At 73.5% G+C, this 12319-nt stretch carries 11 protein-coding genes; 9 read left to right on the top strand and 2 right to left on the bottom strand.

The window, feature by feature from the left end:
* Nucleotides 1-86 precede the first annotated feature (86 nt).
* The 6 genes from ACZ7BZ_RS33455 to ACZ7BZ_RS33430 all read left to right on the top strand — a co-directional run bounded on the left by ACZ7BZ_RS33455 (nucleotide 87) and on the right by ACZ7BZ_RS33430 (nucleotide 5164).
* Nucleotides 87-302 carry a hypothetical protein gene (locus tag ACZ7BZ_RS33455; protein ID WP_470361629.1) on the top strand — a complete coding sequence of 72 codons (216 nt, stop codon included), beginning with the start codon at nucleotides 87-89 and terminating at the stop codon, nucleotides 300-302.
* Nucleotides 299-925, top strand: coding sequence for a hypothetical protein (locus tag ACZ7BZ_RS33450; protein ID WP_470361628.1), 627 nt, complete (start codon nucleotides 299-301; stop codon nucleotides 923-925). Before ACZ7BZ_RS33455 ends, ACZ7BZ_RS33450 begins: the two co-directional genes overlap by 4 nt.
* A gap of 188 nt (nucleotides 926-1113) precedes the next feature.
* Nucleotides 1114-2346, top strand: a complete 1233-nt coding sequence (locus ACZ7BZ_RS33445) for an SUKH-4 family immunity protein (protein WP_470361627.1) — start codon at nucleotides 1114-1116, stop codon at nucleotides 2344-2346.
* Between the two features lie 87 nt (nucleotides 2347-2433).
* A complete protein-coding gene (locus tag ACZ7BZ_RS33440; protein WP_470361626.1) occupies nucleotides 2434-2814 on the top strand; it encodes a hypothetical protein in 381 nt (126 codons plus the stop codon).
* Nucleotides 2815-3173: 359 nt separating this feature from the next.
* Nucleotides 3174-4256, top strand: coding sequence for a DUF2332 domain-containing protein (locus ACZ7BZ_RS33435; protein WP_470361625.1), 1083 nt, complete (start codon nucleotides 3174-3176; stop codon nucleotides 4254-4256).
* A 146-nt stretch (nucleotides 4257-4402) separates the two neighbouring features.
* A complete protein-coding gene (locus tag ACZ7BZ_RS33430) occupies nucleotides 4403-5164 on the top strand; it encodes a MerR family transcriptional regulator (RefSeq protein WP_470361677.1) in 762 nt (253 codons plus the stop codon).
* A gap of 110 nt (nucleotides 5165-5274) precedes the next feature.
* Here the strand turns inward: ACZ7BZ_RS33430 and ACZ7BZ_RS33425 are convergent, their stop codons facing one another.
* The gene (locus tag ACZ7BZ_RS33425; RefSeq protein ID WP_470361624.1) at nucleotides 5275-7665 is read right to left on the bottom strand and encodes an FtsX-like permease family protein; all 2391 of its coding nucleotides are present in this window, start codon (nucleotides 7663-7665) and stop codon (nucleotides 5275-5277) included.
* A complete protein-coding gene (locus ACZ7BZ_RS33420; protein WP_470361623.1) occupies nucleotides 7662-8387 on the bottom strand; it encodes an ABC transporter ATP-binding protein in 726 nt (241 codons plus the stop codon). The genes ACZ7BZ_RS33425 and ACZ7BZ_RS33420 overlap by 4 nt, the downstream gene beginning before the upstream one ends.
* Before the next feature lie 271 nt (nucleotides 8388-8658).
* On the opposite strand from ACZ7BZ_RS33420, the gene ACZ7BZ_RS33415 reads away from it, so the two are divergent.
* The 3 genes from ACZ7BZ_RS33415 to ACZ7BZ_RS33405 all read left to right on the top strand — a co-directional run bounded on the left by ACZ7BZ_RS33415 (nucleotide 8659) and on the right by ACZ7BZ_RS33405 (nucleotide 12233).
* Nucleotides 8659-10110 (top strand): sensor histidine kinase, encoded by a 1452-nt coding sequence (locus tag ACZ7BZ_RS33415; RefSeq protein WP_470361622.1) that lies wholly within the window; start codon nucleotides 8659-8661, stop codon nucleotides 10108-10110.
* Complete coding sequence (locus tag ACZ7BZ_RS33410) at nucleotides 10062-10709, top strand: response regulator (RefSeq protein WP_465746913.1); 648 nt, start codon at nucleotides 10062-10064, stop codon at nucleotides 10707-10709. The genes ACZ7BZ_RS33415 and ACZ7BZ_RS33410 overlap by 49 nt, the downstream gene beginning before the upstream one ends.
* Before the next feature lie 546 nt (nucleotides 10710-11255).
* Nucleotides 11256-12233: an isopenicillin N synthase family dioxygenase gene (locus tag ACZ7BZ_RS33405; protein ID WP_470361621.1), complete on the top strand. Its 978-nt coding sequence runs from the start codon at nucleotides 11256-11258 to the stop codon at nucleotides 12231-12233.
* Nucleotides 12234-12319 lie beyond the last annotated feature (86 nt).

Raw genomic sequence — 12319 nt, 5'->3', positions numbered from 1 at the left:
CGCCGTTCGGAGCGCCGGGCAGTTCCTCCACGGTGGAGGGGAGTTGTGGTGGGACGCCGAAATCCACCGTCCTGCGGACTGAACATGTGCGAGCACTCGGGCCCGGAGCCCGCACGAAGGACGTTCGCGCCGCACTGCTGGCCACCCACGGACCGGCCCGGCTGCGGCTCTCCGGGCCGCTCGGCGCTCCGGCGGCTGCGCTACGGGTGCTGCGCGAGGGATTCGGGGGCTCACTTCGAGCGGTGCGCGAACTGTGTGATGAGCTGCGGGAGTTCGGACTGAGCGGGACGGCCTTCGAATGACGTGGTGGCGGGTTCGGCCGGCCGAGCGGGCGGTCGTGGCGGAGGCCGAGGAGGGCTTCGGGCGGGCGTACCGCTACGTGGGGCCACCGGAGCTGCGGCCGTCGACGACGGGTGGGTGCGAGGGCTTCGGCGGTCAACCGGTCCGGACGGCGGGCGAGTTCGCCGCGTGGGCGGAGGCGCGGGCGGCGGCGGAGTCCGTGGAGCCGTTCACCTTCGTGGTGGACCTGGGCGGGGCGCTGCGGCTCGCTCCGCGTCGCAGTGAGCATGTGGTCTGCGCGGGCGGGGAGTCGGTGCTGAGCGCCGGGGAGGTCGGGTTCCGGCGGGCGGACGGCGGGGGCCGGGACGTCGGGTTCCGGCGGGCGGACGGCGGGAGCCGGGAGGTCGGGGCGGTCAGCAACCTGTCCACCGGCTACTGCCCCGACGTCACCTCCTGGCCGGCCGTCGCCTCCGCCCTCGACCGGCTCGGACTGCCGCACCCCGGCGGCTTCACCCACGCGGTGGTGTTCCGCCGCTGTCCGGGGTGCGGGCGCTGCGGCATCGTCCGGGAGGGGCACTACGTCTGCGTGTTCTGCGACGGGGACCTGCCGGAGCGGTGGAACGTGGACGACCCGGCGCTGCCGTAGAGCCGCTCTGGGCGTCGCCCGGCGCAGCGGGGCCGTCGCCCTGGCCTGGCTGGCGGGTGTCGGCCCGGCTGGTGACCTGGCTGGCGGCCGTCGGCCCGGGGAAACCCCCGTGGCACTGTCGGATCGGCCCGCTAGGGTCAGGGGGTCAGGGGGAACGGTGAAGGGCGGGGCGCGTGGGGTGTGTGCGAGTGGCCGGGGTTCCGGGCGGGGTGGTGCACGAGGGGAGCCGGGAGTTCCTGGTGCGGGAGGGACTGCCCGCCGCCGGGGCGTTCCTGGACTTCGGGGTGCTCGACGGCGGCTCGCTGAAGGCCTTCCCGAGCACCGGGGCGGAGCGACTCTTCGTTCTCGGGGAGACGGACTACTGCATGCCCTTCGCCGCCCTCGGCAACCTGGTGCTGCTGGACGGGACGACCGGTGAGGTGTTCCTCGGCAACGGCGGCCCCCGGCGGGATCCGCTGGCCTCCGACCTCGCCGCGCTGGCTGCGCTGATCCGAGAGGTGGAGGCGGTGGGCGAGGCGGCCCTGCGCCCGGACGCGCTCGACGGGCGGCGCGGGCCGGCGGTGGTGGCCGAGGTGCTGGCCGGGGCCGAGCGGCGGATGAGGGACATCGATCCCGCACTGTTCGGGCGCGCCGCCGCGCCGGACGCCACGCCTGAGGCCGCGCCCGATGTCGTGGACGCCTTCGTACCTGACGCCGTGGATGACGCCACGCGCGACGCCGGGTACGGCGCCGTGCCGGCGCACTGGGGGACGGCGCTGCTGGTGCGGGCGCTGGCCTGGGGCGCGCTGCCCGGCGGGCCGGGCGGGCCCGCGTACGAGGTCGGCCCGGAGCTGGTGGCCGAGCTGGCGGCGCTGACCGACGAGGACGGCGGTGCGGGCCTGGTGCACCGGTTCCGGCCGGAGGGGCTGCCCGCCGCCCTGGTGCACGAGCCCACCCGACGGCTGCTGACCGAGGTCGGGCTGCCGCTCGGCGGGGCGATGTTCGGGGCGTGCCAGGAGCCGCTGGTCACCATGGCGGAGGCCTACCCCGAGTACTTCGACGGCGAGGAGGAACGCCCCTACCAGCGCGACTACCTCGCGCTCGGCGACTGGCCGACCGACCTCACCATCGCCCTGGACGGCGCCACCGGCCGGCTCGAACTGCCCGACTGGTACGACGACGGCCAGCCCGAGGCGTACCTGAACCGCGACCTGTCAGCCCTGCTCTACGCCCTGTGGACGTACGAGCGGCTGCGCGCCGAGTGGGAGCACTGGGAGCACGGCCGGGGCCGGGACACCTGGGCGGTGTTCGATCCGCAGTCGCTGCTGAGCACCGTGGTGGACCGGCTGGTCGAGGGCGTCGACCCGGAGGCCTTCGCCTCGCCCGGCCGCTCCTGGCGGCTGCTCGCCGAGGACGGGCACATGGGCGGCCTGCTGGGGTGATCGGGCCGGGGCCGCCCCGGGGAGCGGGGCTGGGTGGCCCGCGCGGTCCGCGCCCGGCCGGGACCGCCACGCCGGTACGCTGCCCCGGTGACGAACATCCGTACGGCGGCCGGGCGAAGACAGCTGATGCTCCTGGGCATCAGCGCCGTCCTCTCCCTCGCCTCGGCGGGCGGGCTGTACGCCCTGCTGTACGTACGGTCGCTGGACTACGGGGAGCGCTGCGAACGCGGCCTGGTGTCCGGCGGTGGGCGGTTACTGGAGACGGGGGCGTCCTGGCTACCGCCGGACGCCTGGTGCCGGTTCGAGGACCGGAGCCTGTCCACCACCCCCTTCTGGGCGCTGCTGCTGTTCTACGCGTTGCTGACCGTGGTGGTCTGGTCGCTCACCTCACTGCTGCACACCGTCCGTCCGCGCACCGACCCGGGGCTGGACTGGCAGCCGGGGCACGGCGTCGGTCCGGGGCGGTAGGCGGGCTGGTAGGCGGAGTGGCAGGCGGGCTGGTAGGTGGGCGGGGCGGTGGGTGGGGCGGTTCGCTACCGTGGTGGCGCAGTGACCGGGACGGCGGCGGCGCTCGCCGTGGCCGAACTGCCGCTCAGCCCCAAGGAGAGCGCGGCGATCTCGCCCTCGGAGACCTTGCCGCGCCGGTTCCACTCCTCTCCCGCTTGGGCCGCCCCGATCACGGCGGCGGTGCCGAGCCGGCACGGGTGCGGGACTCTCCCCGGCGGCGGTTCAGCGCCCGTACAGCGGACGGCAAAAGGTACGGCCAAGGCCGAGCCGAGATCGATGGGCAAGGCTCGGCCAAGGTCGGCGGAGAAGGAGCACGGAACATGGACAGCAACGGCGCCACGGCGAGCCACTACCTGGCATTTGCGGAGCGGGAGGCGCGCGGCAACTCGCCGATGTACCGGGAACTGGCCGAACGGACGGCCGGGAACCAGGAGTTGATCGACTTGCTGGACGGACTGCCGACCCCGAAGCGGCAGCCGAACCTGCTGTTCGGTGCGGTGCGGCACCTCGGCGGACCGGTGACGGACGGCTGGCCGGCCTTCCGCGACTGGACGGTGACGCGGTGGGCCGAGGTCTCGACGACGATGCTGGAGCGGCGCACCCAGACCAACGAGGCGGGCCGCTGCGCCACCCTGCTGCCGCTGCTGGCTTCGCTGCCGCAGCCGCTGGCGCTGATCGAGGTGGGCGCCTCGGCGGGGCTCTGCCTGTACCCGGACCGGTATCGGTACCGGTACCGGTCGGGGTACGCGGGTACGGGCGGTACCGGCGGTACCGGCGGTGAGGTGGAGGCAGTCGGTGAGGTGGAGGCAGTCGGTGAGTTCGGGGCCGAGGGGAGCCCGGTGACGCTGGACTGTTCGGTGAGCGGGCCGGTGCCGATGCTCGACGCCCTGCGGGAACAGCTGCCCGAGGTGGTGTGGCGGGCCGGAATCGACCTCAACCCGCTGGACGTCCGCTCCGAGGACGACATGCGGTGGCTGGAGTCACTGGTCTGGCCGGAGCAGACCCACCGTTTGGAGCGGCTGCGCGGCGCGGTCCGGATCGCCCGGGCCGAACCGCCGCTGCTGGTGCGCGGCGATCTCAACGAGACCGTACGGGACTTGGTGGCGCAGGCACCGGCGGGCTCGACGCCGGTGGTGTTCCACAGCGCGGTGCTCGCGTACCTGTCGCCGGAGGGACGGGAGGAGTTCACGGCGACGATGCGAGAGCTGCCCGCCCGCTGGATCTCCAACGAGGCGGTCTCCGTCCTGCCGACCGTCGCGGAACGCCTCCCCCACCCGGCCCCGGCCGGTTCCGGGCTGTTCGCCCTCGCCCTGGACGAGCGGCCGGTCGCCTTCACCGGGCCGCACGGGCAGTCCCTGGAGTGGTTCGCCGAGGACGGAGACCGATTCGCCGCCCGCGCTTGAAGCTGCCGCAGCGGCAGCTTCTACCGTCGTGAGCGGGGCCGGAGGAACCGGCCCCGGTCCGAGCGAACGTGCACGTCGATGGACGTGGGACGAGACCCGGAGGACGGGATACGAGAGGGGGAGAGGAGATGGCAGAGGAGACGGCAATGGCCTGGCCGATCGCGGAGGTCGCCCGGATGTCGGGCGTGACCGCCCGGACCCTGCGGCACTACGACGAGATCGGACTGCTGCCTCCCGCCCGGATCGGCTCCAATGGGCATCGCTACTACGAGGAGCGGCAGTTGCTGCAACTGCAGCAGATCCTCGTCCTGCGGGCGCTGGGCGTGGGGCTGACCGAGATCTCCCGGATCATCGGCGACCAGGTGGACGAGTTGGAGTCCCTGCGGGGCCACCACCGCCAACTGGTCGCCGAAAGCGACCGGCTCGACGCCCTCGCCGCCACCGTCTCACGCACGATCGCCGACCTGGAACGCTCCCGGAAGGACGGCACGCCCATGACCGACATCAACCGACCCGAGAACCTGTTCGAAGGCATCCAGCCCGCCGACATCGACGTCAGCCTGCGTGACTTCCCCGAGCACGCCGAAGCGGCCCGGCAAGCGACCGCCGCGATGACCCCGGCCGAGATCGAGGCCGGCCAGCGCGAGCGGACCGCACGGATGGTCCGCCTGGCGGAGCTGATGGCCGCCGGCCACCCGGCCGATGCCGAGCCCGCCCAGCGCATGATCGACGAGGAGTACCGGATGCTCAACGGGCTCCGCGCGGTCCCGCCGGAGGAGTACCTCGCCATCGCGCGCTCGTGCACGGAGAACGAGCAGTGGAACGCCGCATACGAGGCCATCGCCCCGGGCCTGGCCGCCTACCAGCGCGCCGCCATGGAGGCGTACGCGGCGGCACGGCGCTCCTGAGCCGAGCTCTGGGTCCGCTTCCGGAGGGGCGGGCCCATCGGGGCGGCCCGGCGGAGGGGGCGAGCTCGGAAACCGCTGCCCTCTCCCCCGCGGTCACTCCGTCCCCACTGTCACTCCGTCCGCAGCGCCGTGACCGTCCGGGTGCGGGCGGCCCAAGCGGCCGGCAGGAGGGCGCCGAGCAGCGCCAACACCAGGCCGCCGAGTATCAGCGGACCCACCACCGACGGGGCGAACACCGTGAGGTCCTCGTCCGGCACCCCGATCCCGGCGGCGCGGGCCATCGCGGGCATCACCAGATGGTGCACCGCGATCCCGATCGGGACCCCGATCAGCCCGGCCAGCAAGCCGCTGCCGCAGACCGAGGTGAGCACCATGCCGACGGTCTGCCGGGGCGACATCCCGAGTGCCTTGAGCACCCCGAGGTCGTGCACCCGTTCCCTGGTGTCCAGCAGCACCGTGTTGAGCACCCCGAGCCCGGCCACCACGGAGAGCAGCAGTGTGAGCATGCCCGCCAGGGTGTTCATCGCCAGCACCACGATGTTGAGGTGCTCCTCTCCGGGGTCGGCGCTCAGCCCCATCGGTTCCACCACCGCGTCCAACCCGTCGGCGTAGCCCTTGGCGTCGGTGCCCTGGGTGAGGTCGATGTGGAAGGAGAGCGCTTCGGGGTGGACCGCGCCGCCGAGCGGATCCAGCGAGGCTCGGTCCATGAACAGCAGGTCCTCGACGGTCAGGACCTCGCCGGTGATCTTCGCCGGGGTGCTGCGCCCGTGGTCGGTGAGGGTGACGGTGTCACCGACCTTCGCCTGGTTGGCCCGCAGGAAGGCCGCGCTGACCACCACCTCGCCGGGGCCGTGGAACCAGCGACCCGTGACCAGCTGGAAGCCGCTCCAGGAGGCATCGCCGGTGAAGGCGACCAGCTGGGAGCGTCCGGTGTTCCCGGCCACGGTGGCCGAGGTCGGCACGCTGCTGTACCAGGCCCGGGTGCCGGGGCGGGACTCGATCGCCTTCTGCACGGCCGCCTCGTCCACGTGGTCGACGGGCTTGGAGCCGTCGAACGGGGCCTGGACCACGACCTTGCCCCCGCGGTCGGCCGTCAGGCCGTTCTGGAGCGAGCCCAGGGAGAGCGTCAGACCGACGCAGAGGGTGACCCCGACCGTGCCGAGCACCACCGCGGCCGCGGTGGTCGCCGAGCGGCCCGGCCGGTTCAGCGGGGACGCCAGCCCGAGGCTGAGGGCGCGGGGCACCGGCAGCCGGCCGATCAGGTTCTGCATCCGGGTCGGCAGACCGGCCGCTGTGGCCCGTCCCGACGCGCCCCCGGCGGCATGCCGCCTGGAGCCCGGCACCGTCCGGCCGACCGCGAGCGCCTCCACCGTGCGCAGCCGTCCGGCCCGCAGCGCGGGCACCAGCGCGGTGCCGGCCACCGCGCCCAGGGCCACCACCGCGACCACCACGTCCACCCAGGTCGGGATGCCCAGCAGCCCTCCGCGCAGCGCCTTGTGGGCGATTCCGAGCACCGGCACGGACAGCAGGTTGCCCCCGACCACGCCCAGCGCGGTGCCGATCCCGGCGGGGATCAGCGCCTGGCCGACGTAGGCGCGTGCCACCTGGGCCGGGGTGAAGCCCAGGGACTTGAGGATGCCGATCCGCCGGGTGGCGGCGCTCACCGCGCCGCTGACCACGACGCCGATGATCAGCACCGACATGGCCAGGCCGAGCACCCCGAAGGCGGTGACGAAGGGGACGAAGGTCGAGGCCGTCCGGTTCGCCTCCGCCTGGGCGGGCCGGTTGGTGGTCACCTTGATGAGCGCGCCGCTCGGCACCGCGGCGGCGATCGCCGCGTGGTCGGCCTCCATTTCGGCGTCGCTGCCGGCGTGGGCGAAGCGGTAGAGGTACTGGGCGGCGGGCGTGGTGCCCGGTGCCGTCAGCCCGGCCACCTGTTCGGGGGCGACCCAGCCGTCCGCGCTCCAGGAGACCGAGTCGGCCAGGCCGACGACCTTGAGCGTCGGGTGCCCGGGCAGATCAGGGAACTGCGCGCTGTCCCCGACCGCCAGCGGTGAGTGCCCGTTCAGGAACACCACCTCGCCGGGGCCCGCGACCCAGCGGCCCATGGTGATCCGCAGGTCGTCCATCGGGCCGTCCTGCGCCCGGCCGACCAGCGTCATCGGCGGCAGCAGGCTGCCGGCCGGCGGGATCCTGGTGTCCTGGCCGGCCCGCGGCTGGAGGGTGACCGCCGGGTAGGGCCCGGACGAGGCCGTCACCCCGGGCGCGTGCGCGGCCGTGGCGAGTTGGGCGGTGCTCGCCTTGGTCTGGTCGTACAGCACGTTGAGGTGCGCGCCGTGCTGGTCGGTGAAGGAGCGCTCGTACGGGGCCTGGGCTGCGACCAGCAGCCCGAGGGCGAGGATGCAGGCCGTCACGGACATCATCGTGGTGAGCACCATCACCAGGGTCTGCACCCGCTTGCGGCCGACCCCGGCCCGGACCACCTTTCCCATCGCGTTCATGCGCCCGCTCCGCTCCGGCCGCCGGCCACCTGGGCGCCGGCCGTGTCCCGGATCAGGCGGCCGTCGAGCAGCTCGATCGTCCGGTCGGCGCAGGCCTCGGCGAGCGCGGTGTCATGGGTGACCAGCAGGATCGTCTGGCCCTCCGCGTTGAGCTGGCGGAGCAGGTCGCGGACGTCGGCGGCGGAGGCGCTGTCCAGCGCCCCGGTGGGTTCGTCCGCCAGCAGCAGCGGCGGGCGGTTCATCAGCGCCCTCGCCACCGCGACGCGTTGGCGCTCACCGCCGGAGAGCCGCCCCGGGAAGGCCTTGGCGTGCCGGGCCACCCCGAGCCGCTCCAGCAGCTCCCCGGCCCGGGCCCGGGCCTGCTCCCGCCGCATCCCGGCGAGTTGGGCCGGGAGCAGCACGTTGTCCTCCACGTTCAGGTCGTCCAGCAGGTTGAAGAACTGGAACACCATGCCGATCCGCGTCCGCCGGTACTCGGCGAGCGCGGCCTCGCCGAGCTCGTGGACGGCCACGCCGTCCACCTCGACTCCGCCCTCGCTCGGGCGGTCGAGGCCGGCGATCAGGTTCAGCAGCGTGGACTTGCCACTGCCCGAGCGGCCGAGCACGGCCAGCGCCTCTCCGGCCCGCACCTCGAGGTCGAGTCCGGCCAGAGCCGGACGGGCGGCGTCGGTTCCGTCGTACGTCTTGCTGACGCCACGGATCCTGATGATCGGCGCGTTCACGGGCCCTCCACGGTTCGCGGTCCGGCGCCGGGGAGACCCGGGCCGGCTGACGGGACATCACGCTACGAATCCGCGACCGGGTGCGGGCAGCCGTCTAAGCGGCGTCCTGGGGGTGTATCCAGATACACCTCGAACTGGGTGTTCAGGCCTAGAGCTTCGGGCTTGCGGGCGGGGCAGACTGACTCAGCGAAAGATCGGGACAGAGGCCGACGGGGTCTTCGGAACCCAGGCTTCGAGCCCTCGGCGGGGCTCAGGACGGAGGGGGCGCGACATGAGGGCAGAAGAGATCGGCCGGGCGGCCCGGCGGGTGGGACGGGCCTGTGCGGACGGCGCTCGCGCCTGGTACGTGGTGACGTTGGCCGTGACGGGCCTGATCTCGCTGCTGGCCGGACCGGTCCTGCTCGGCGCCGCGCTGCTCGGGCCCGACGAGTCCCGGCCGTTCGGCCTGGGCGGCCCGCTGATCCTGGCGGTGCCGCTGGGCCCGGTCGCCCTGTGGGCGCTCTGCTGGGCCACCGGCGGTGGCGGTCGGGCGATCGGAGCCGTCCTGTTCGCCCCCGGCGCGCTCGCGGTGACGGCCACCCACCTGTACGGCGGCGCCGCCCCCGGCGGGCGGTCCGTCTCGCTCTGGCTGGCGCCCTCGCTGCTGGTGCTCGGGCTGTTCGGCGCACGCTGGATCGCCACCGAGACCCGGCGGGTCGTCGACCGGTGGAGCGGGCAGCCGATCCCGGTGCCGTACCGCCGCCCGACCGGCGGGGGCGGCTCCTGGGAGCGGCTGCGGTCCGGCGGCTGGCTGACCGACCCGGCGACCTGGCGGGACCTCGCCTGGGCGTTCCTCAGCGGACTCACGGTACTGTTCACGGCCGCGACCGTGCTGCTGGCGCCGGTCGCCATGGAGATCTTCGGGCGGAACGGGCTGCTGTTCCCGCTGGTGATCGTCTACGGCATGGGTGTCTGGATGGCCCCGTTCGCGATCCTGTGGGCCGCGCCGCCCGTACTGCGGATGCACGAGAAGGCCGCACGGTCCCTGCTCGGACCGTCCCGGCGGACCGAACTCGCCCGCCAGGTCAGCCACCTGTCGCGCACCAGAGCGGACACCATCGATGCCGGGGCGGCCGAGCTGCGCCGGATCGAGCGGGACCTGCACGACGGCGCGCAGGCCCGGCTGGTGGCGCTGGGCATGCTGCTGACCGTCGCCGAACAGGTGAAGCACGATCCGGAGGCCCTCGGGCCACTGCTGGTCGAGGCCCGGACCTCTTCGGTGAAGGCGCTGAGCGAACTGCGGGACCTGGTCCGGGGCATCCACCCACCGGTGCTGGCCGACCGAGGCCTGGCCGACGCTGTGGAGGCGACCGCGCTGGACCTGCCGCTGCCGGTCACCTTCGCCGGCAGCCTGCCCGGCCGGGCCCCGGCTCCGGTGGAGTCGGCCGCCTACTTCGCGGTGAGCGAACTGCTGGCCAACGCGGTGAAACACTCCGGGGCCTCGCACGTATGGATCGAGATAGGGCACAGTGACGGGCTGCTGCGGATATCGGTCACCGACGACGGGCGCGGAGGCGCGGACCCGTCCCGGGGCACCGGCCTCAGCGGAACCGAACGGCGACTGGCCGCCTTCGACGGGGTGCTCGCGATCAGCAGCCCGTCCGGTGGACCGACCATTGTGAACCTGGAGATCCCGTGCGCGTTGTCATCGCGGAAGACCTCTTCCTCCTCCGGGACGGGCTGACCCGGCTACTGGAGGCCAACGGCATGAAGGTCACCGCGGCCGTCGAGAACGGCGAGCAGCTGCTCACCGCGGTGGCCGCCGACCGGCCCGACATCGCCGTGGTCGACGTACGACTGCCGCCGAGCTTCACGGACGAGGGGCTGCGCGCAGCACTGGCGGCCCGGCAGGCCCACCCGGGCCTGCCCGTGCTGGTGCTGTCGCAGTTCGTGGAGCAGCTCTACGCCCGCGAGCTGCTGGCGGGCAGCTCGGGCGGCATCGGCTACCTGCTCAAGGACCGCGTGCTGGACGGCGCGCAGTTCCTGGACGCCATCCGGCGGGTCGCCCAGGGCGGTACCGCGATGGATCCGGAGGTGATCACCCGGCTGCTGACCCACAACTCCTCGGCCGGCCCGGTCTCCACCCTCTCCCCACGGGAGCGGCAGGTACTGGGGCTAATGGCAGAGGGCCGCTCGAACGCCGCGATCGCCCAGCAGCTGGTGATCACCGAGCGAGCGGTCGCCAAGCACACCGCGTCGATCTTCGTCCGGCTCGACCTCCAGCCCTCCGATGACGACAACCGTCGTGTCCTGGCCGTCCTGGCCTACCTCAACAACGCCTGACAGTCCCCGATAACGATCGCCTGACAGCCCTCGATCCCCAGCCACACTCGACACCACCCCGCCCAGGAGACACCCAATGTGACCGATCCCTGACAAGTGACGGGCGACCTTCCGCCGCAGGGGGGTTCGCCCGCCACCGAACGGGTCATCTACGCTGGTGAGGTGCTCATCCTTGTTCGCCGCCGCCACGTGGACCTGCTCCGCGTGACGAGCATGTCCTGTCGACGCTCCGGCTGAACCTCGCGCCACCCACCCTCATGGCGGCCCCGAGCGGCCGCCACCACCTCCCGGCTACCGGAGCACCCGCCGCACCAGGCGCGGCTCCGGCCTCCCCTGGTCGACCACCGGGACCAGCCGGGACGAGACCAGCGGATGTCACACATGACGCAGCAGCACACGCCCATATCCGGAACCAGCGCCACCCCGGAGCCTCGCCCTGAGACCGGCCCCGAGACCGGCCCCGAGACCCACTCTGCGGCCCGCCTCCCGGCAGGTGCCGAAGCGGGTGCCGCAGCAGGTCCAGGGACCCACCCCGACGCCCTCCCGGTGATCGACCTCTCGCTCGCCGACGGCAGCCCGGAGGACCGCCGCCGGCTGCACGACGAACTCCGCACCGCGGCCACCGGCGTCGGCTTCTTCCAGCTCGTCGGCCACGGCATCACCCCGGAGGAAACGGCCGCGCTCACCGGAGCCATGCGCGCCTTCTTCGCCCTCCCCGAGGCCGACCGGCTCTCCGTGAGCAACCTCAACTCCCCCCACTACCGCGGCTACACCCGTACCGGCGACGAGCGCACCGGCGGCAGCCAGGACTGGCGCGACCAGCTGGACATCGGCGCCGAGCTGCCCCCGCACGCCCCCGGCACCGGCGAGCCCCCGTACTGGTGGCTGGAAGGCCCCAACCAGTGGCCGGCCGCGCTCCCCGAACTGCGCACCGCCGCCCTGGGCTGGATCGACCACCTCGGCACCATCGCCCAGCGCCTGCTGCACGAACTCCTCGCCTCGATCGGCGCCCGCCCAGACTTCTACGACGACGCCTTCGCCGGCCACCCCCACCTGCGCCTCAAGCTGGTCCGCTACCCCGGCACCGCCCCGGACGGCGCCGGTCAGGGCGTCGGCGCCCACAAGGACTACGGGTTCATCACCCTGCTGCTCCAGGACACCGTCGGCGGACTCCAGGTCGAGCGCCCGGACGGCACCTTCCTGGACGTCCCGCCGCTCGACGGCGCCTTCGTGGTGAACCTCGGCGAGCTCCTGGAGGTGGCCACCGACGGTTACCTCAAGGCCACCAGCCACCGGGTGGTCAGCCCGGCTGGAGCCCGCGAGCGCTACTCCGTCCCGTTCTTCTACAACCCCCGGCTCGACGCCCACATCGCGCCGCTCGACTTCCCCCTCGCCCACCACGCCCCCGGTGCCACCGAGGACCCGGCCAACCCCCTCTTCGCCGACTTCGGATTCAACGAGTGGAAGGGCTACACCCGAGCCCACCCCGAGGTCACCCGCCGCCACCACGCCGCCCTCGCCTGACAGTGAGGATGTGACGTGATGATGTTGCCGGTGGGTCTGACCCTCCGCCTGACTGACGTCTCGACTGTCCTGTTTGGGATTTGTCG

The sequence above is a fragment of the Kitasatospora sp. NPDC036934 genome (assembly GCF_055608425.1).
This window is presented reverse-complemented; position numbering and strand designations above follow the sequence as displayed.